The organism is Methylophilus sp. DMC14, from assembly GCF_056314085.1.
The window spans coordinates 40,035-61,466 of record NZ_JBQUZA010000007.1; the positions used below are offsets into that span (position 1 = coordinate 40,035).

The 21,432-nt window shown below is 44.7% G+C and carries 16 protein-coding genes; 4 read left to right on the top strand and 12 right to left on the bottom strand.

What is annotated here, in order from left to right; all coding sequences use genetic code 11:
* On the bottom strand, positions 1 to 1,962 hold the full coding sequence (locus ACT53C_RS12810) for an ATP-dependent nuclease (protein WP_194741782.1): 1,962 nt from the start codon (positions 1,960 to 1,962) through the stop codon (positions 1 to 3).
* 512 nt (positions 1,963 to 2,474) lie between these two features.
* Between ACT53C_RS12810 and ACT53C_RS12815 the strand changes: the two genes are divergently transcribed.
* The 4 genes from ACT53C_RS12815 to ACT53C_RS12830 all read left to right on the top strand — a co-directional run bounded on the left by ACT53C_RS12815 (position 2,475) and on the right by ACT53C_RS12830 (position 6,042).
* The gene (locus ACT53C_RS12815; RefSeq protein WP_194741781.1) at positions 2,475 to 3,983 is read left to right on the top strand and encodes an LA2681 family HEPN domain-containing protein; all 1,509 of its coding nucleotides are present in this window, start codon (positions 2,475 to 2,477) and stop codon (positions 3,981 to 3,983) included.
* A 450-nt stretch (positions 3,984 to 4,433) separates the two neighbouring features.
* Positions 4,434 to 5,522, top strand: a complete 1,089-nt coding sequence (locus ACT53C_RS12820) for a DUF4238 domain-containing protein (protein WP_194741780.1) — start codon at positions 4,434 to 4,436, stop codon at positions 5,520 to 5,522.
* A gap of 208 nt (positions 5,523 to 5,730) precedes the next feature.
* Complete coding sequence (locus ACT53C_RS12825; protein ID WP_194741779.1) at positions 5,731 to 5,853, top strand: YHYH domain-containing protein; 123 nt, start codon at positions 5,731 to 5,733, stop codon at positions 5,851 to 5,853.
* 12 nt (positions 5,854 to 5,865) lie between these two features.
* The gene (locus ACT53C_RS12830; RefSeq protein WP_194741778.1) at positions 5,866 to 6,042 is read left to right on the top strand and encodes a hypothetical protein; all 177 of its coding nucleotides are present in this window, start codon (positions 5,866 to 5,868) and stop codon (positions 6,040 to 6,042) included.
* Between the two features lie 65 nt (positions 6,043 to 6,107).
* Here the strand turns inward: ACT53C_RS12830 and ACT53C_RS12835 are convergent, their stop codons facing one another.
* The 11 genes from ACT53C_RS12835 to ACT53C_RS12885 form a co-directional block, all read right to left on the bottom strand.
* The gene (locus tag ACT53C_RS12835; RefSeq protein WP_194753422.1) at positions 6,108 to 7,502 is read right to left on the bottom strand and encodes a multicopper oxidase family protein; all 1,395 of its coding nucleotides are present in this window, start codon (positions 7,500 to 7,502) and stop codon (positions 6,108 to 6,110) included.
* A 1-nt stretch (position 7,503) separates the two neighbouring features.
* Complete coding sequence (locus ACT53C_RS12840) at positions 7,504 to 8,979, bottom strand: TolC family protein (RefSeq protein WP_476146792.1); 1,476 nt, start codon at positions 8,977 to 8,979, stop codon at positions 7,504 to 7,506.
* Positions 8,873 to 10,138, bottom strand: a complete 1,266-nt coding sequence (locus ACT53C_RS12845; RefSeq protein ID WP_194753421.1) for a DUF2231 domain-containing protein — start codon at positions 10,136 to 10,138, stop codon at positions 8,873 to 8,875. The genes ACT53C_RS12840 and ACT53C_RS12845 overlap by 107 nt, the downstream gene beginning before the upstream one ends.
* A gap of 86 nt (positions 10,139 to 10,224) precedes the next feature.
* Positions 10,225 to 10,638, bottom strand: a complete 414-nt coding sequence (locus ACT53C_RS12850; RefSeq protein WP_194753420.1) for a hypothetical protein — start codon at positions 10,636 to 10,638, stop codon at positions 10,225 to 10,227.
* A gap of 71 nt (positions 10,639 to 10,709) precedes the next feature.
* Positions 10,710 to 11,114: a Cu(I)-responsive transcriptional regulator gene (gene cueR / locus ACT53C_RS12855; RefSeq protein ID WP_194753419.1), complete on the bottom strand. Its 405-nt coding sequence runs from the start codon at positions 11,112 to 11,114 to the stop codon at positions 10,710 to 10,712.
* Positions 11,115 to 11,175: 61 nt separating this feature from the next.
* Positions 11,176 to 11,436: a heavy-metal-associated domain-containing protein gene (locus tag ACT53C_RS12860; protein WP_255520513.1), complete on the bottom strand. Its 261-nt coding sequence runs from the start codon at positions 11,434 to 11,436 to the stop codon at positions 11,176 to 11,178.
* Positions 11,437 to 11,456: 20 nt separating this feature from the next.
* The gene (locus ACT53C_RS12865) at positions 11,457 to 13,943 is read right to left on the bottom strand and encodes a heavy metal translocating P-type ATPase (RefSeq protein WP_476146645.1); all 2,487 of its coding nucleotides are present in this window, start codon (positions 13,941 to 13,943) and stop codon (positions 11,457 to 11,459) included.
* A gap of 440 nt (positions 13,944 to 14,383) precedes the next feature.
* The gene (locus ACT53C_RS12870) at positions 14,384 to 15,457 is read right to left on the bottom strand and encodes a DMT family transporter (RefSeq protein ID WP_194741770.1); all 1,074 of its coding nucleotides are present in this window, start codon (positions 15,455 to 15,457) and stop codon (positions 14,384 to 14,386) included.
* Between the two features lie 36 nt (positions 15,458 to 15,493).
* The gene (flgB, locus tag ACT53C_RS12875) at positions 15,494 to 15,922 is read right to left on the bottom strand and encodes a flagellar basal body rod protein FlgB (RefSeq protein ID WP_194741769.1); all 429 of its coding nucleotides are present in this window, start codon (positions 15,920 to 15,922) and stop codon (positions 15,494 to 15,496) included.
* Between the two features lie 67 nt (positions 15,923 to 15,989).
* Positions 15,990 to 18,239 carry a heavy metal translocating P-type ATPase gene (locus tag ACT53C_RS12880; RefSeq protein ID WP_368667978.1) on the bottom strand — a complete coding sequence of 750 codons (2,250 nt, stop codon included), beginning with the start codon at positions 18,237 to 18,239 and terminating at the stop codon, positions 15,990 to 15,992.
* Between the two features lie 98 nt (positions 18,240 to 18,337).
* The gene (locus tag ACT53C_RS12885; RefSeq protein WP_194753417.1) at positions 18,338 to 21,427 is read right to left on the bottom strand and encodes an efflux RND transporter permease subunit; all 3,090 of its coding nucleotides are present in this window, start codon (positions 21,425 to 21,427) and stop codon (positions 18,338 to 18,340) included.
* Positions 21,428 to 21,432: the final 5 nt, after the last annotated feature.

Here is a 21,432-nt window from a genome sequence, read left to right on the forward strand (position 1 = left end):
TTAATTCACCGCCGTTGTCTCGGTTTTTGTTGCTGGTTTACTTTTATCCCCGGTTAGATGTATGAATGCCTTTTTTAGATACGGCGGAAGGCGATTGAAAAGTTCATCACCAGAACCAAACTCACCAGACAACAAAAGCTCTGCAGCATATTGGGCTACGATTGCCTTCGAAGCTTCTTTATTGTACAGAGGCTTGAAGATTTGATTTGCCAACTCCTCCTCAGTCAAACCTTTGGTTTCTAATTCCTCCCAAGATTCTTTTGCTGCTTCCTTGGCTTTAGTTTCATCAGCATCCTCTAACCTTTCACCTTTAGTTTTAGCTTTCCTTCCGAGCTGGATGGCGTAATACATGAGTTTTGCGCACCCAAAATAAGCGAGATCATATTCAAGCGTCCATTTGTCGGAAATACACACGATAGTGCTGCCTCCCTGCGCCCGATTACTCTTGTCTAGTAAAAACTTTGCAAGCTCTTCTTCGTTATAATCAGAAGTGAAACGTTTCTTTCCTTCCCCGGGGGCAGAAACAAATGTTTTAGCCGATTCAGGAACAATATCTCGATCAGTTAAGCAGACCACAGGAATTTTTAGCTCTGGTCCAGCACCTTCAACCTGCAAAATTCGAGCATAGTGAAAAAGCCCCGTATGACCTACATTTACCAGTGAAACACCATGTTTGGACAATGAGCGATCACAGACTTCTGCTAAGGTTGGAAGTAGGATAGCTTCAGCCGGACCTTCCACCATCATGACCCCTCTTGCAAAGAAGAGATTGGCTTTCGTCGCTTCTATAAATCTACGTAAGAATGAGTAGTCAGTTTTTTTCAGTTTAGTATTGCCAGCGGATAACGGGAAGGTCTGAGCCTTATGCACTAAGGTCATGTTCTCTATGTCTGTATGGGAAACTAATGATGGGCTGTGAGTAGTCATCACTACTTGTACTTGTCTTTCATCAGTTTCTTTGGTTTTAGAGTGATTTTCAAGCAAGTCCATTACTCTATATTGCAATTGCGGGTGCAAATGAGCTTCAGGCTCTTCAATTAATAACAGCGCAAGATCATCACCTTCTCTCAGCAAAACTAGTTCAGTTGCCATAAATAACGCATTGTTATATCCCAACCCGCGAGCACATCTGGCATTTGGATCCACATCACCTCCTGGCAACAAAGCTAATTCAAATTTTTCCAAGATTGGTGTCAGTGATAAATCTGGAGTGATACGAATCCGAGACTGCAACTTTTCACTCTCAAATGAAAACTCTTCTAAATAGTTTTGGTTGATGTCCTGTTCAACGCTTTTGATCACTGTATGCTCACCAATATGGTGCTGAGAAAATGCCATTAAACCTACAATATTCTTTGGAACGTCATTAGGATTGGCTGTTTGGAAGTCGTTGACTTCCTGTCCATCAATATTTTTGTGTGCTGCAAGTATTTGCGACAAGCGGGATTGTCTGCCGGGGCGCAGCTCCGCTTCAGCATCCCTTAATGGTCGCAGATAGGTTGCACGGATTAGCTCACGAACTGTGCTGCCTATTTCTTGGCCAATTCCCTCTTTCCCTGCACGTACAGAAAACTCAACTCGCGCGCGTTTGTTTGGCTGTGGAGGAATCCACCTTGCACTGAGGTGGATAATTAGTGAACAAGATCCATCGCTCTCATGAGTTAACCATTCAAGAACACTAGCTTGTTGTTCGCTCGATAGATCACATAAAGTAGCCTCAATCCAAAGGCTAGTCGCACGTTCTGTTCCATGTATATGAAAATCATGTTCATAGAGCCGGATGTTTTCGTAACTGGTAGTAAGAAGTATTTGCCTTATAGCATCGACTATTGTTGTTTTGCCAGCATCGTTTTCACCCACCAAAATATTAAGACCAGGCCTTAAAGCCCAATCCAGTGCAGGAGCCTTTTTACCATCTCCAAATGCTCGAAAATTATTGGCTCGAATGTGCTTTAGATACATATATCTCTCTTATTTTGTTATTAATTTTTTATTTAAGCTATGGACAAAAAATAGCCATTTTTTAATAATAAATCATAGTCAATGCAAATTATCTTCAAACGGTCTAAACATTCAGGGAAAAACTCGACTTAGGATTATTTTGGCATTTCATAACTAATATCCGAACATTACTAAATCACATCAAGATGTCACTCCCAATAGTCAATACTTGTATTACTCTGCTTCAATTATTTTCAGCGCTGTTTCTGATTTCTGATGCTTATCTACCAGAACAGAAAAGTGCTGATTAAGATAAACATGTTCTAAAGTTATTTGGTAATTTTCGGGACTCTTAAAAAACCATCTCAGCCTCATCAATATATTCTTGCGATTCCCATTCTGCTATGGTTTGGCTAAGGCATCGAAGGGACCAATCTATGCATTTGGATTTCTTCTTTTAGTTTTTTCTCATCTGATAAAACTGCTTATGGAGTATTTCAAATAGGCAGCCCTAATTTAACGTTGAGAGTGATATGAGTGACATTAGAAAGTTAGCATCTAAAATTGATTTAGCTTGTGATAGAAATGATCACGAGACTCTCAACGAAACACTTGATGAGATTGGCAAAATTAATCTAAAGCCTCTCTCTCCAGTGGAATGCGCTACCCTAAACTACTTTATCGCCAATGCCCACTCCGGGATAAGACGATCTGTAAAACAAAAACAAAACTGGTTAGGCGATCAACACCACCGAGAAAAGGAAATTCTACATTTAAGATTAGCGCTTTCTGACTTAGGCGAACTTACTGATGAAGAAATTCGAACAGACCTCAAATCTCGGATAACCACCAATCTTGCAAATGCTTTAAACAATATTGGCAGATTCGTAGAAGCCATTCAGCTTTGGGATCAAACATTAATAAGCTATCCATATTTCCCAATGGCAATGGGAAATAAAGCTTCAACAATGTTCGAATATGCAAGATATGCCAGCAAAGGTTACGTTCAAGCCATATTTCTCCAAGAAAGCTATAAATTGCTCAAATCAGCTTTGGAAATTGGTGTAGAGAAACAGGCGAGAAATGAGATGTCTGCTTTAGCTGACCACATAAACACCTTTGGAGACTGGGATTGGAACAAAGTTGAAATTCCCCTGCCAGCCTATCGTAAAGGGCGTACCAAGAAAGAAAAAACATATAGAAAGTGGTGCGTTGAGAATCAACTCTATCTTGATTTCTTGAATGACGTTTCTAGAGACTGGACCTCATTAGAAGATACTCTAACCTTGCCCAATATGGTTCAAGACATCTTGGAAGAGGATGTTTATTTACCTGCCCCATATGCTATTTTCAATCAGCTCAAGCAAGAGTACGTTTCTGCAAGGTTTTTAATTTTCGAAGCAATACAAGAAAAAGATAAACCGCTACATTTTTCAGATAGATGTGTAAAACTGTATGACGCTCTTGATTACAGGTATTACAGATTATGGGTTGAAAGACTAAAAATGTCGTTCCTTTCAATCTTTGCTATTTTCGACAAAATTGCATACTTGGTGAATGATTACTGGAAACTTGAGATACCCGTTAGAAACTTAAGCTTTCAGTCAGTATGGTTTGAGGACAGAGGTTTAACTAAAATCCGGGAGCAATTTTTGATTTCAGAAAATAAGCCTCTGCAGGGCTTATTTTGGTTGAGCAAAGATTTATATTACCGATCAAAAGATGTGCAATTGATTAGCCCTGAAGCCAAGACTCTAACTGATATCCGCAATCATATTGCTCATAAGTACTTGCGGGTCCATGATCACTATTTAAACAATCCCGCTCAAGAACGTAAAACTAAAGGAAAGGAATTAAGTTTCCCTGTCAGTGATATAGAGTTGGTTGAAGAAAGTATTAGATTATTAAAGCTTGCTAGGAGCGCGTTAATCTACTTAACCACTGCGATTACCTATGAAGAAAGTAAAAAGAGTGCGGACTCAAACTCAGAATACACTTTTCCAATGACAATACACTCAGTAAATGACAATAGTCGATTATGACCTTACAGGTTTAAATCAAGCCTTACTATAATATTTGATTGGATTAAGTCGACTTGCCAAAAGGGCCAATGGATTTAGTTATATCTCATTTATGCCCTGCTGTGGCCAGCATACTGTTTTGGCTGAAAAAAACCACACCGGAATAGCAATATCAGCAAGAGTAATTGACGCCAAAAGTGACAACACAATGACTATCTGGCAAGCAATCATCCGATACCTTGCATATTACTTGTCTGGAGCTGCACTAGGATTAGGGTTGTTTTGGATTGAATTTGATAGGCGCAAAACAAGGCTAGCAGGATAAGTTGGCTGGCACAGTTGTAGTTATAGCTAAAACCAGTGGATCGGGCTAGCTTACGTTTAAAAGTAACAATTACTGACTTTAGAGTTGGCTACAAAAACGGCAAATGCTGCCATTAGCAGAAAACTCTAGTTGCAGGTGACTTTCTTATGGCGTCCAATAAAAATCAACATTTTGTACCTCGTTGCTACCTTCGGCCATTTTCCCAGAATGAGGGTAAAACAATAAGCTTATATAACATTGACCGAGACAAAGCGATATTTGATTCCGCTTTGAAAAACCAATGTTCAAGAGATTATTTCTATGGAAAAGATGACAACCTAGAAAGAGCCATTCAGCAAGTCGAACGCCTTTACGCCAGTCTACTGCCGCACCTACTTCAACCTGGCTTCGTTTTGAATACGGACGCATCCAGCATTCTTTTCAGATTCTGGCTGCTACAACATCATAGGACGGAAGCTGCATCAATTCGTATGGCTCAAATGACTAATGAGGCAAATGGATTGCTTGGGGATCCAGGAATGTCTGTTGCTATAGAAATTAAGCAGGCAGTACAAATCTCAATGCAGACCTTTGCAGATTATATGTATTCGCTTGATGATCTAAAAATAGTGCTAATAGAGAACAAGACTGATACACCATTTATCACATCTGATGATCCAGCTGTGATGGTCAACCGTTTTGCTGACAGTAGGCGATTTGATGAGCGAAGTTATGGCTTGAATGCAGCTGGACTGATTTGTTTACTCCCACTGTCCCCTAAAGTCTGTTGTATGTTTTACGATGACTCTGTTTATAGCATTAAAAGTAAAAACAACTGGACATCGATAAAATCAACTATGGATGTAGACTCGCTTAATGCAACCCAATACTTAAATTGTTTTGCAAATCTATATTTCAAAGAAAAAGATGATTCCGGTATTTTCTCTAATTTACGAAATACAAATCGAAATATTAGGCCAGTCGAACGTTACCGAATTCATTATGCTATTAAAACCAAGACTGAAAATGACCACGAAGTTTTCACTGTAGTTGATAAAAAGAACATCCCAGCTCACACGCATGCATTACTACATCTGCTAGCTGTTCATATCAAACCACGAAATTGGCCAGGTTTCCTAAGATGGAGACCAGGTGGATATTATTATTCAAACAAGTTTGGGAGGGTATGTGTACGTAAAGCGCATGTTGTCAGTAGAGACTCGTATCCTTATATGAAAGTCAAAACTGGCCAGTAAACTCCACATTGTGTATTGCATTCATTTTGAGCAGTCGTTCCAGTTCTAATGATCAGCCCATATAACTCCTGCTAAATATGTTTTATTGCAGTTAAAGACTCAAATCTTTATTATGCTGCAAGGTTCTATAGAACCTACTTAAGTAACTAGCTGTTCATGCTTCTTCAACTTGAAACACATTAAACATGTTCAAAAAGGGAGTTTTGCTATGAAGGGGATTATTGCTGTACTCATTATTGTTTGCTCAAGCCTTGCCCATGCTCACTCTGGCGGTACAGATAAAAATGGCTGTCATCATGATCGCCAAACGGGTACATATCACTGTCATTAATTTGGAGGGTATATGGCTACTTTTAAAATTAAGGCACCCAAACCTCCTAAGCCACCAAAACCACCGGATCGATTACAAAATTTACAAACGGTACGCCCGCTCGGTAAAACAAAATGGGTTAAAGCACATTGGCGTTGGAATTATGGAACGCACCAATGGGAATGGGTACTAGGCCATTGGAGTAAATAACAAAAACGACTTGCAAATGTGCAAGCCGTTTTTGTTTTAGTTAAGGCCAGAGGCCGATCACTTCACTAATGACCAGAATGGTTAATCGGCTTCCTGACATTGACCTCCAACTCACCGTCAACGTGAGGCTTTTGACGTTCAATCTTAGTTAGATCCACTTCAACTATATGTGCTACCGTGCCGCTTGGATGTTTATAATCACCAGGATTTTTATAGTCATTTCGGGCAAGTCCGTCTCTCACTTTCACTGTCGTGAACATTCCACCCATCTCAAGTGATCCAAATTGTCCGTTGCCCATCATCATTGGCAATGTATTTTTAGGTAATGGCATATCCATCATCTCAGACATATCAGTCATTTCAGACATGCCCGTTTCACCCATAGGCATGTAGTCAGGGACGAGGTTGGTGATCTTTTTCATCAGATCACCCTGTTTCACACCTATCATGGTGGGGAAACTGTGCCCCATGGCATTCATGGTGTGATGGCTTTTGTGACAGTGAAATGCCCAATCGCCAGGCTCGTTTGCAACAAACTCAATGGCACGCATTTGACCAACGGCAACATCAGTCGTTACTTCTGGCCAACGTGCGGTTTTTGGCACCCAACCACCATCTGTCCCTGTGACTTCGAACTCATGCCCATGTAAATGGATGGGATGATTCGTCATGGTCAGGTTCCCTACGCGGATGCGTACACGATCATTTTTACGAACAACGAGAGGATCAATGCCTGGGAATGCGCGACTGTTCCAAGTCCATAAGTTGAAATCGAGCATGGTGTTCACTTTAGGGGTGAAGCTGCCAGGCTCGATGTCATAGGCATTAAGCAGAAATACAAAATCACGATCCACAGGCATAAACTTCGGGTTCTTGGGGTGAGTAATCCAACTGCCCATCATGCCCATAGCCATTTGCAGCATTTCATCCGCGTGAGGGTGATACATAAACGTGCCTGGTCGTTTGGCCTCGAACTCATAAACAAAGGTTTTGCCAGGCTCAATAGCCGGTTGCGTTAATCCACTGACACCATCCATACCATTAGGCAAGCGCTGACCATGCCAGTGAACACTGGTTTTCTCGGGCAAGCGGTTTGTCACAAAGATACGGACGCGATCACCTTCAACGACTTCAATGGTTGGGCCCGGGCTTTGACCATTGTAGCCCCAGAGATTTGCTTTCATACCCGGTGCAATCTCTCTTACGACAGGCTCCGCAACAAGGTGAAATTCTTTGACACCATTGTTCATCTTCCAGGGAAGGCTCCAGCCATTCAAAGTGACTACCGGCTGATATGGGCGTCCTGTATCTGGGTAAAGTGGCTCTTGTGTATTAGCCACCTCAGAGGTAATGATTTCCGGAATAGCAGCTAATGCAACCTTGCTGACCGCACTAACGGCAACGCCAGCCATGCCTAGTCCAGCATATTTAAAAAAGTTTCTTCTATCCATAGTTGTCATCTTATTGACCTTCCATCAAACGAGGACTGGCGACTAAAGTAGCTTGCAATTCAGCATCAGCTAACCAAAAGTCACGTAATGATTCGATATAGCCTTTGACGCTTTGCACTTGCGCCCTGGCATCGCCAAATAATTCAAATGGGCTTGTGAGCATGCCGTTATAGCGTAATTGATCTTCGTACAGTATGCGTTTGCGTAATGGCACAATCTCATCGCGAATGTGGCGTGTGACATCATGTTTGGTGCGATAGGTGTTATACCGCTCGCGTATCTCAGATTGCGCATTAGTCACCAACTGTGCAGTTTCCTGTACGGATTGCATATAAATGGACTCTGCTCGCGGCACCTTGGCCTGACCCCAGTCAAACAACGGGATCTCGAAAGCGATATCGATACCTTTCTTGTATGGCTCGCTTCTTCTGCCTTCCAATACTCTTGCCGGGCCTAACTCGATCACATTGATGAACCGCGTGGTTTTGGTCAGTCCTAGCTGCTTAGCCAAAGCATCCATTTCAGAGCGCTTAACCAGCAGGTCCAACCGTTGTTCGTAGGCGTTCTGTTCAAAGGCCTGTAACTCTGAAAGAGACTTAGGCAGGTCAGGTAATCGAGATTGGATTTTGAGTTGTGCAGCTTTCACACCTAATTGCCTGGCCAAAGCCTCATATGCCCTAACCTCAGCATTCTTCGCATTAGCATATTCGAGTGCGGCATCTGCATAGAAGCTTTGCTCACGTGACTGCTCCAAACGATTCCAGTTGCCAGTTTCATGCAGACGTTTAGCCAACACAGCACTGGCCTCTGCAGACTCTTTCACTTGTGCGCTATATCTCGCCAATTCAGTCGCGGCAACCGCATTGAAATAAGCTGTACGTGTCTGATAGGCAAGCTTCAGGACCTCAATAGCAGTAGAGGCTTGTGTCTGGGCAAAACGTCTTTTCTCAACCTCTACAGCTTTAGGCATCGTGATCAATGAGAAGACGTTGAACGTGAATGCCTGCTCAATCTTATACTCACCACCATTCCGTGCATAAAGCATAGAGAAGCGCGGATTAGGCAAGCGGCCTGCCTGGACAAGATCTGCTTCGGAGATTCCCAGCTCGTAGAATGAAGCCTGTAGTCCCTTGTTGTTATAAAGAGCGACCTGTACGGCACCTTCTACATCCAAAGGTTGTGCCAGCAATGCCTGTGTCTTGTCCTGCAGGGACTTTTTAGACTCCTCTGTCTTAGCCCATTCATACGCTTGCTTCAGGTGCGGTTGAGTTTGTTTTTGTACTTCATCCATGCCGCCATCTTTTGAGAAGGTCGCGCACCCACCTAATAACAAGCTTACGGCAACAAGAATGACACTGCGTGCTCTGAGATTTACAATATTAGTGCTCATGTGCACTCCCTTCAGATGATTCATGTTGATGATCTGAATGACTGTCTTGAGACGGTATTGCTGAGTCAATTGCTTCCCCATGATGGTGTCCCGCATGATGATGGCCACCAGATGCAGGTAAAGATAGAACACCAATGCCATGACGATAAACTACTTCACCACCCAGCCATGCCGTTGCCGCGACAGACAGGGATAAACCCGCCAGGCAAACTAATACAGGAATAGACATCGGGCTGTCCTGACGGGATTTCAACGAGTGCCAGATTGCAAGGAGCACCAATCCAACAGCAGTAGGGATTGCCCAGGCTCGATGCAACAACATGGCAGCATGGCCAGCGTCATCGTGATTCATGGTTGAGTTGAATGCCAGCCAACCAAAACCAACGGCAGCCACAGCACTTACACCGGCTAGCATCAATGCGTAATATCCTGCGGCGGCCAATGCCGTGGATGATGCAGATTGGCGGAACAGGCGGGCAGCAAGGCCTAAAATGAAAGCCACCATAGTCAATGCAATTGGGAAATGCACCACTGCCGGATGCAGGTTTGGAATAATTTGGAAGCCGGTGTGTTCTGAGGGCGCTACTGGTTTAGCAGCTTCTGAAGGCTCATGGATATGGCTTGAGTGATCTTCTTCCGCAAGTTCACCCACCGCATTTCCATGCTCATGGGGCGTTGATACAACCTCTTCACTATCACCTTCTGAATGATTCATATTTTGCATGGCGTGATGATCCATACCCGCATGGTTCATCATTGCATGGTCGTGTATGTGTCCCGACATTTCAGGGGAAGATGATTTGTGATCCATGCTCGCCATACTGCCGCCCATATCCTCAGCCTGACTATTCATGTCATGCATTTTGCTATGGTCCATTCCCGGCATGCTGTGATGGTCCATGCCTTTCATATTGCCGTGATCCATGGGGGGGATCTGAGACTTTGAGTCATGTGAAGCATGCGTATCGCCATGAGAGATACTATGTCCCATCGCTTCATGATTCATTGGTTGATCAGAGGAGTGCTGCATCCCCGACATTTGATGTCCTTGGTCTGCAATCGAAGAGTCTAGTGATGTCCAATCTGTTTGATTGTCACTATTTGTCGCCTTGTAATCTTCAAACGTGGACTGGTAAGGCGCGGAGCTTTCTTCCGCAAATGATGCGCTAATACCCAATGCTAATGTCATTGCAAGACACAATAAGTATTGATAGAGGGAGGCAAGCCTGACTCTCTTTAAGGTAGGAAATTTCATATAAACCTCTCATTTAGAATTCCCAACATCTATTGGAAACTCATTCTTTTGCTTGCCGCAAGCAGGCAAAAGCATAAGTGTAGTGGCTAAAGACCTGATAGGACTTTAGCCAATAACATACTAATGAGGGTAAAGCGCGGAGGTCGCTCAGGACCGGAGGATATGTGGCTAGTGAAATCTGGAACGATAAAACCGATGGCTGTACCTGCAACAATCAAATGATGCTTCAGCCCATCACTCGAAGTTGCAAAGGCGAAACCTGAGCAACAGACTGAACATTTGGAGCAATGGTTACAAGCGTGTTTAGTATCATCTTGATGTTTGTGAGCATGACTCTCCACAGCACCTTCGTGATGTTCATGGCTATGACCACTTACACCTTCATGACTGTGCTGGCTTTGTGGCTTCTCGCAATTCATCATGCTGACCGCTGCAATTCCCTGCACCGGTAGAATGATTGCGATGAGCCAAATAGCGAAGATTTGAATGAGCTTTCTCACGATGAGCTTATGATACCCCTAAATTAAAAATGATTCAGTGCCAAACTGAAATTTTCCTGTTATGAAATATCCTATGTTTGATTAAGCGCAAGTTGCTCCAAGATGGGGCACTCTGGGCGATCATCTCCATGACAGCAATGTACAAGCTTTTGTAGCTCTGACTTAATCGACATCAGGCTTTGAATCTTTTGGTCTAAGGCCTCAACATGGGCATTTGCCAATTCTTTCACTTTACTGCTTGGCCGATGCGGGTCTTGCCATAAGCTTAATAATTCCTCAATTTGCTTGATAGAAAAGCCTAAGTCGCGGGAGTGTCGAATAAAACTCAGCGTATGGATCTCTTTTTCAGAATATTGACGATATCCAGAAAAGGTTCTTGAAGCAGCAGGCAATAAACCAACGCTTTCATAATGTCGGATCATTTTGGTCGATATGCCTGACGCCTTAGCGGCTTGTCCAATGTTAAATAAACTCATCGTTCATACCCAAATGATAAACAAAAAAGCCTGCTGATCTAGCTCAGCAGGCAGAAGAGCGTTATTCACTCGCAGGTGGAAACCCTGCATCAACAAGCGCTGCAACGATCTCATCTTTTGCGACGCTGGTTTCAACCTTGACTGTCCTGGTTGGGGGATCCGTTGTAATGCTTGCTTCTGGATCGATTGCTTTGATTGCGCTTGTGACACCTCTTGCACATCCACCGCAGGTCATGTTTTCAATATGAAACTCCATCATCAACTCCTTAAAGAGTAATTGGTAGTGATACAAGCTTAAAGGTTCCAATAATGGTAAGGTCAAGCATTATTTAGCCATTAATTTTAACGGCTGTTTAATTCGACGAATGATGGCTTGAATGTGCGTAAGCGCAAGGCGTTACCTAAAACGAACACGCTCGACAAGGCCATTGCTGCTGCAGCAAATACTGGTGAAAGTAATAAACCCCAGGCAGGATAAAGCGCACCTGCAGCTACCGGAATCAAAACCGTGTTATAGGCAAATGCCCAGAACAGGTTTTGATGAATATTGCCTATTGTAGCTTTGGATAAAGCAATCGCATCTGGCACGCCTTGCAGATTGCCAGACATCAAGACGACATCTGCTGACTCTACAGCGATATCTGTACCGGTCCCGATTGCCAGGCCTACATCTGCTTCTGCCAAAGCGGGGGCATCATTGATGCCATCCCCTACAAAAGCGATCTGCCCGTAAGTCGCTTTCAAGCGGCGTACAGCGTTAACTTTTCCCTCTGGCATGACCTCAGCAATCACTTCATCAATGCCAAGCTGGCGGGCGATTGCGTGCGCGGTCTTGGCATTATCCCCAGTAATCATAGCCACTTTGAGACCTAACTGATGCAGTGCGGCAATCGCTCCCGGTGTCGAAGTTTTTATAGGGTCGGCGACTGCAATAATGCCAGCTAGCTGACCATTAATAGCGGCGTATAAGGGTGACTTACCTTCTTGACCTAATCGCTCAGCAGTTTGCGCAAAGACTTTCAAATCTAACCCCAGTTGTCGCATGAATCGATCAGCGCCCACTTCAACGAGACTCCCCTCCACAAGTGCCCTTACGCCCATGCCGGTCACAGACTCAAAGTCTGTTAAAGACGGTAGCGATTGTCCATTTTCAGTAGCAGCGGCCACAATAGCGCGGGCAATCGGATGCTCAGATTTAGATTCAACCGCCCCGACTTTTGCTAAAAGGCTGTCACGCTCAAAGCCCTCCGCAACGTCAAGGTCGGTCAGCACTGGCCGTCCCTCTGTTAGCGTACCGGTCTTGTCAACTGCAACGACCTTGGCATCCTTGAGTAACTGTAATGCTTCGCCTCTTCTAAACAATACGCCTAGCTCGGCACCTCGCCCCGTTCCAACCATGATTGAAGTTGGTGTGGCTAGCCCCATGGCACACGGACACGCAATGATCAACACGGAGACTGCATTTACTAGTGCGAAGGTCAACGCAGGAGATGGACCAAAGATCATCCAGCTGATAAATGTGAGCAATGCTGCGCCCATGACAGCAGGTACAAACCACATGGTCACTTTATCTACGAGCGCCTGTATTGGTAGTTTAGACCCTTGTGCCTGTTCCACCATACGTATGATTTGAGCCAGCATGGTTTGATTGCCAACTGCTGTGGCACGCATCTCCAACATCCCGTTCTGATTGACCGTACCACCTACTACGGAACTACCTAGAATTTTCTCAACAGGGATGGGTTCTCCAGTGATCATCGATTCATCAACGAAGCTTTTACCATTGGTGACGACCCCGTCTACCGGCACTCTTTCACCAGGTCGTACTTCGAGTACATCATTAAGGACCACTTCATTGATCGGAACATCCCAAAAGCGATGATTACGCATGACATGCGCTTCTTTGACCTGCATTTTTGCTAGGCGCTTGATTGCTTCGGAAGTACGCCCCTTGGCACGTGCCTCCAAAAAACGGCCAAGTAATATCAAAACGACGATGACTGCAGCCGCCTCATAATAGACATTGACAGTTCCTTCCGGTAACAGTCCGGAGGCGAAGGTCGCGACGATGGAATATCCAAAGGCCGCAGCAGTACCTACCGCGACGAGTGAGTTCATGTCAGGGGCAAGCCTAAGTAGCGCAGGAAAGCCTTTCTGGTAAAAGCGTCTACCAGGGAAAGCCAGTACCAGAGCAGTCAACACAAACTGCATGTACCAACTAGGTTTCATGCCGATAGTGTCCATAATTAACTCGTGCACACCTGGTATCAAATGCGCACCCATTTCCATGAGAAATACTGGTAACGACAGTGCTGCTGCCAGTATGAGGTCTCGCTTCAATTTGAGCAGTTCAACTTCTTTTTGACTCTCGGCTACACCTTGTAAGGAGGATAGAGAGTCAATGATCTTAGCTTCGTAACCAATACGCTCAATCGCGGAAATCAATTCTGCGGGGCCGACAGAACCAATAATTGATGCACGCTCAGTGGCCAAGTTAACTGTTGCTTCAAAAACTCCCGGTACAGATCTGAGGGCTTTCTCAACACGACCAACACATGACGCACAGGTCATGCCAATCACATTGAGTTCTATCTTGGATGTTGGAACTTCATAACCAGTTTTATGAACAGCTTCGATCAAGGCAGTGGGATCAACACCTTCGGTAGCTTGAATCGTCGCTCGCTCGGTTGTGAGGTTAACTGAGACATTTTTTACCCCAGGAACTTTTGTTAAGGCGGCTTCAACACGCCCCACGCAACTGGCACATGTCATCCCTTCGATGGGTAGGGAGATATTTTGAATGGCATCACTTAAAGTCTTTTTAGGCATGCTCATAATCCGAAACTTGTATTAGATATAAATCAGTCTAAAGCTTCCAACAATTGGAAGGTCAACTGATTTTATTCTAAATTAAAGAATCAGGTCAGTTTAGGCTTTAAGCTAGATCAAACAACGCCTCCGTTGTGGGCCGCATGGTGACAAGAAGTGCACAATGGAATGAGATCTCCTATTTGAAAAATTATAATCTTAGCCAAGGCAGGCAGCTAAAAATGAAAAAACTAGCGTTCGCTGGCTTTCCCCCAAAGGTCAGAGTGGTCAAGCCACTATATACTATGGGTCAGTTGTTATCAGAAAAATATTGGGTTTACTTCGTTCAGTCAAGTTGGCTTGAAATTGAATATCATAATCGCCTATTAAAGCGGTGAAGTCCAATATTTGGATTGAGTTCAGGGTAGCATTTCACATTATCGTACTATTTGATCTAGAAATTAGTGCTTATGTTGATGATGCATATCTGGAAAATGCGGGTGACTATGACTTAAGTTCTTATGCTCATGTGGGTGCACATGTGGTTCGCCTCCATCCCAATCGAACTCATGAGTGTGATGATGGTGTTCATCGTGAAAATGACTATGTTGATGTAGTAATTCTTCGTGATGATGCAGATGAGCATGATGCTCGGTTAAATGGAGCCAAACTCCAATCAGCATTAAACAGGTAGCCAACCAGAACAAGGTATCAGGTTGCTCATGAAGCAATAGAAAAGAGCAAGCTACACCAACAAATGGAGCAACAGAAAAATATGCTCCTGTTCTGGCAGTGCCAATGAGCCGCAAAGACATAACAAATAATACGAGACTAACCCCATAGCTGAGAAAGCCTATCGCGGCGGCACTCATACCTACGGTAAAGACAGGTAAAGCATTACCAAGGCTTAATGCAATTCCCAGATTAATCAAACCAGCCACTAACCCTTTGATACAAGCAATTAGAAGGGCATCATTTGCTGCAATCTTCCTGGTAAGGTTATTATCAATCGCCCAGCAAGCGCAGGCACCCACGATGGCCAAGGTGTCAAATGGAAAAGCTGAACTGAGCTGTTTAGGCCATGATAACAATAGGCTGCCCACCAAAATGCAAGTCATCCCAATCAAAATTCGCCGATCAAAGTGCTCCTTGAATATGAGCCAGGCCATCAGCGCAGTGAAAACACTTTCCAGATTAAGTAATAGTGACGCCATAGAGGCGGGTGTAGCGCGCAAACCCTGCATAAGCAACAAAGGTGCAAGTACGCCACCAAATAAAATACCCCCTGATAGCCAGGATAGATCTGATGCCTGTATAGAGAGGTGTTCACTATTATTTTGTTTAAACAAGCGAATTAGCGCATATAGGAGTAATAGGCCAATCCCACTCCCTGAATACAATAATCCAGCCAACATTTGTGGTGAAACATCACCAATTAGAAGCTTGGCGACAGGCGTCGCCAAACCAAATAAAATGGCAGCTAGTATGGCAAATATTGCTTCCGGATGTATTTTGAGAGAGGGCACATTAGCCATTTATGTTATCCCTTTATCTTATGGTTAGCGGCAAACTTACGAGCCATTGCCATTAATTGCAGCCATCACTTCTTTAAGTTTGTCCGTCACAAAAGTTAACCCGGCTTCATAGCGAATTCCATTGTCCACATAGGCATTTCGTTCAACATCCATGTCTACCGTATTACCATCTACAGAGCCTTGTACTAAAGAACGGTATAGGGTATCTCCCGAATTGGTTTTCACCGCGTTTAAATGTGATTCATTAGTCTGCTGCAACAGGCCTGCATGTTGGCCTGTTGGATTTTTACCTGACATTTGCTGCATCGCAGATTGCATTGCCGCTTTAAAATCTATGTCTTTCGCTTTATATTGTGGTGTATCGGCATTTGCAATGTTAGAAGCAAGTAACTCTTGGCGCTGACTACGTATCCGTAAAGCAGCCTGCTGCAAATTCAATTCTTCATCCAACTTTTTGAGCAACATCTTTTCTCTCCCTAAAATGCTTCGACAAATGATTAGCTGTGAATATCATTAGCAATTATTTCCGAAATCAGCTTTTTGACTTAGGTTTGAAAGTAATCAGTCGCAAGCCATTAAACACCACTATCAAACTTGCTCCCATATCCGCAAATACGGCCATCCACATGGATGCATTTTCAAATAAAGCTAAAAACAAAAATACAAACTTGATGCCTAAGGCGAGTACGATGTTCTGCCAAAGAATGGCGTGCGTTTGTTTTGAGAGTCGAATAGTTTCAGGTAGCCTACGTAAATCATCATTCATAACTAAAATATCCGCTGCTTCCATCGCGGTGTGCGTGCCAGCAGCGCCCATTGCAAAACCGATGTCTGCCCTTGCTAAAGATGGGGCGTCATTGATTCCATCACCGGTCATGGCGGTCACACCGAATTGTTTCTGAAGAGATTCAATTTCCTTCAATTTATCTTCTGGTAAAAGATTACCTTTTACCTCAGTAATACCCGCCTGGACACCGACCGTTTTTGCTGTGGCCGCATTATCCCCGGTCAACATAATTGGCGTGACACCAAGTAATATTAGTTCTGAAACTGCTGCTTTGGAGGAGGCTTTGATCGTATCGGCAACCGCACAAACTGCCAGCACCTTTTCGGTAGTAGCTAACAAACTGACTGTACGACCAGTGTTTTCCAATATTGATAATTGAGCTTCAATTTCTGGAGTGCAGAGTTCAAGCTCTTCAATCCATCGATGATTACCCAGGAAGTAAGTAGTATCTGCTATTCGGCCTTGGACGCCGCGTCCTGCAATAGCTTTGAAGTTTTTTACCTCCTTTGCCTGCGCAGATAAACCTTCTGCAATCGCTTTGGAGACCGGATGGTCAGACCTGCTTGCCAAGCTTTTTGCAATGCCCTTCAATTCGGCTGAGTCAGCCTGCAAATCGAATACTTCGAAATTAGATAACTTAGGCTTCCCTTCGGTAATTGTGCCGGTCTTGTCCAGTGCGACTGCTTTGATCTTGCGTGCCTCTTCAAGATACACGCCACCTTTGATGAGTATTCCTCTCCTCGCTGCCGCAGCAAGACCACTCACTACAGTCACTGGGGTGGATATCACTAATGCACATGGGCAAGCGATCACCAGTAAGACCAAGGCTTTGTAGATTGACTTCATCCATGTCCATTCCAGCAAGAATGGCATCCAGAGGGCTACGATGAGTGCAAGCACAAAGACCGCCGGGGTATAGAATGCCGCGAATGCATCTACAAATCTTTGTGTAGGTGCACGGGCCCCTTGGGCTTCCTCGACCGCATTGATGATTCTGGAGATTGTGCTATTCGAAGCAAGTGAAGTGATTCGAATCTCTAGTTCTGCGGCCTGGTTGATTGTCCCTGCAAATACCTCGTCATTGGGAGATTTATCAACCGGTAAGCTTTCACCAGTAACAGGCGACTGATCTATTGCACTTTGACCAGAGATAACGATGCCATCCAGTGGAATACGCTCCCCCGGTCGAATGCGTACCTTTGCATCGATAGGGATGTCTTTGACTAATTCACGCTTCCAAGCCCCATCCGGTTGCAAAACTTCGGCATCCTCTGGCGTTAATTCCATCAAACTCTTAATCGCATTCCTGGCTCTATCCACGGCCTTGGCTTCAATTGCTTCTGCAATGGCATATAGCGCCATGACCATTGCGGCCTCTGGCCATTGACCAATGAGGAAGGCGCCTGTGACAGCAACTGTCATTAATGCATTGATGTTTAAGCGGCCATCACCGAAGGCTTTTAGGCCTTTTACGTAGACATCCAGTCCAGCGAGTATGATGGATATGCTGGCTAAAGCCATTCCAAGATATTTAATTTCTTGAATATCCGGATATGCAAACTCAAGGACTTCAGCAATCACAGCCAAGATTAGACCGCTGATTGGCCTGCCCCATGTATTCCAGAATCCTTTTGATAGCTCTGAACCGCTTTCAAAACTCTCTGCATCAGAAATTAACTCTGAATTGAAACCTGCCTTTTTGATTGCCTCGACGGCAAGTTGGATGCTGTCAGCGTCGGCATTAATGATTAACTCCCGCGCCCCCAGATTAAATCTTAAGCTTTTAATTCCATCAATCTTAGCGAGTGCACGCCTGATTTCAGACTCCTCTGAGGCACAGTCCATGGAAGGTATACGAAATCTTGCGGCATTATCGTCTGCAGAAACTGAGTGGAGTGATGAGTCCTCTGAGATTCCAGCTACCTTTGTTGATCCTTTATCCATGCAGTCCGGGCACGGCACATTTTCATTTTTATGATTTTTAGAACTATTCACGATGTTCTCCTAGATGGAATCATGAAACATGTGTTTAAGATTACCAGGCTGCCCAAACGGCAACCTGGCACAAGCGATTGATTAACCAAAACTCCAAATCAATTGGTGATTTTGGCTTCGTTGAGCTCCCTTCTTGTTTCCATCCAGTCGTATGCAACTGGCAGGAAAACCAGAGTTAATGCAGTGGCTGTTAACAGACCTCCGATGACTACAACAGCAAGTGGTCTGAGGATTTCTGAGCCCACACCGGTTGCCAGTAGGAATGGAATTAGACCGAAAATCTCAACCATCGCTGTCATCATCACCGGCCTTAGTCGGAGGGTTGTACCTTCCAGTACAGCTTCATCTACGGTTTTACCTTCTTCACGCAACCCGTTGATAAACTCCACCAAAACAATACCGTTCAGCATGGCAACCCCGAATACGGCGATGAATCCAATCGCCGCAGGCACTGAAAGGTACTGCCCGGCAATCGCCAGCGAGAAAATTCCGCCGATAGCTGCAAAAGGTACGTTGGCAATAATCAGCCCGGCATAACGGAGTGAATGGAAGGCTGTATATAGCAGCACGAATATCAAGCCAATCGTGAGCGGCACAATAATTGCCAGCTTAGTCATGGCTCTTTGCTGGTTCTCAAATGCACCGCCCCATTGAATCCAGTATCCACTTGGCAGTTTTACTTGCTGTTCGATCGCGACCTGGGCTTCTTTAACGAAACCATCAATATCACGCCCTTGAACATCCATTTGGATGACGGCGTAACGTTGCAATTGCTCACGCCTGACGAATGAGTAGCCTTCCTCCACATCGACACTTGCTACTTGCGACAGCGGAATCAATGCACCTTGAGCTGTAGAGATAGGAATATCGTTAATCGCTCTGATATCGCTGCGATACTCAGGCTGCAGCCATACTTGTATGGCAAATCGTTTAACACCATCAATCAAGGTAGAGACTGGCTTGCCACCAATCCCGGATTGCACGACCTGGAGTACGTCATCAGCATTGATGCCATAACGAGCAATGGCCTCACGATCAACATTAATAATGAGTTGAGGTTTGCCTATATTGGCCTCCAAAGCCAAATCAGTGACGCCGTTAACCTTGGAGACCACTGCTCTTACTTGGTTAGCGATGCGATCAATGGTTGCAAGATCTTCGCCATAGACTTTAGCTGATAATGTCGCCCTTACCCCTGAAATCAGCTCTTCTACACGCGACTGGATAGGTTGTGATGCTGAAATGACAGCTTCAGGTACATCTTTCTCAACTTGCTCCTGGAGCTGCTGTGCGAGATCGCCATAAGTGATTTGTTCTGGCCATGCGTCTACAGGTTTTAAATGCACCAGAATTTCCATGTAGTTCACATCAGCGGTTTCACCTTTCTCGGCACGCCCAATCATCGCCAGGCTGCTTTGCACCTGAGGCATTTTCTTCAGGCTTTTGGCCACACGGTCAGAGACCGAAATAGACTGCTCAAGCGATGTGGAAGGAATACCTGTCACTCTAAAAAGGATGTCTTGCTCCTGTAGGTTAGGCATAAACTCTTTACCCAAGAATGGAAACATCGCTAACGCGGCTATGAAGGCAATACCAGTTGAGCCGACGACTAATTTTTTATGTGACAAACACCACTTTAACAGTGAGACATACTTCGGCTTTATCAAGCGTATCAGCCAAGGGTCTCTCTCCTCTTTTGGTTTCAATGCCAGAGAGCACAACACCGGGATCAGTGTAAGCGTCAGAATCATTGAGCCAATCATGGCGAAAGTCATATTGATGGCGAGCGGCTTAAACAGCTTCCCTTCCAAGCCAGTCAAGGAAAATATAGGCAGGAAAACAACGGTAATGATCAGTACACCGAAAGTGATGGGATTGATCACCTCACGTGAAGCATCCAGTACGATTCTGGATCTATCCACCTTCTGACCAGCGAAGTGCGCCAGGCGCCTGAAGCAATTCTCAACAAGTACTAACGGCCCATCAATGGTCATACCCAAGCCAATGATGAGGCCGCCTAATGACATCAAATTTGCTGAGATGCCATATTTCTCCATAAAGATAAAAGCAATCAGACGACCCATAGGAATGGCGACAACCACGACCAGAGCGGAGCGGACTTCGCCAAGCAGCATGAATAACACGGCAATCACTAGTAATGCGCCTTCAATCATGGCACGGTCTGCCATACGAATGGCTTTGTCGATAATCGCGGTGCGATCATAAACCGTTTCCAGCGTCACGCCTTTAGGCAAGGTGGCCTTAACCAGATTCAGCTTCTCTTTAGCGGCGTCAACAACTTGTTGAGCATTCTCACCAATCCTGGCAAGCACCATTCCCATCACGACCTCTTTGCCATCTTGCGTGACAGCACCGAAACGAGGGCCTGCGCCTTCAACGACTTTGGCAATATTTTCTACATAGACTGGGGTCCCTTGATTTTCAGAGACAACAATACGCTGAATGTCACGGCTATTCTTCACGAGCCCTAAACCTCGAACCAAGAACTGCTCTTGGCCTATGTTGACATACTGTCCTCCGACTTGATGGTTATTAGCGACTAAGCGCTCAATGACTTCAGAAAATGTCAGGCCATATTTGAATAGCTTTTGCGGATCAATTTGCACCTGAAATTGCTTTTCATTACCACCCCAGGAAGTGATGTCATCTACGCCAGGGACGGTCCGCATCACCATACGCACATTCCAGTCATGCAATGTGCGCAGATCCATGGTGGATTGCTTGTCAGACTTCAAGGTGTACCAAAGTACCTGGCCTAGCCCAGAAGTGTTAGGTCCTAGCGTTGGTTCGCCATATCCTGCCGGCATTCTGGAGCGGGCGTCAGCAAGTTTCTCACCCACCAAGAAACGTGCCTGTTGGATATCTGTGGTGTCAGAAAAATACACACTGACATACGACAATCCAAACAATGACACTGAACGAATTTCCTCAATGCCTTTGAGGCCTGCCAGTGAACTCTCTACCGGGAAGGTAATGAGTTTTTCAACATCTTCAGAAGCAAGACCGGGAGATTCTGTATATACGTTTACCTGTACAGGGGTCACATCCGGGAAAGCATCTAAAGGGACTTCCTGCCATGCCTTTGCACCGAAAAAAACCACGACCACAAATGCCAGAATGACCAGCAGCTTGTATTTAAGAGCAGCATCTAATATCCAATTCAACATGCTGT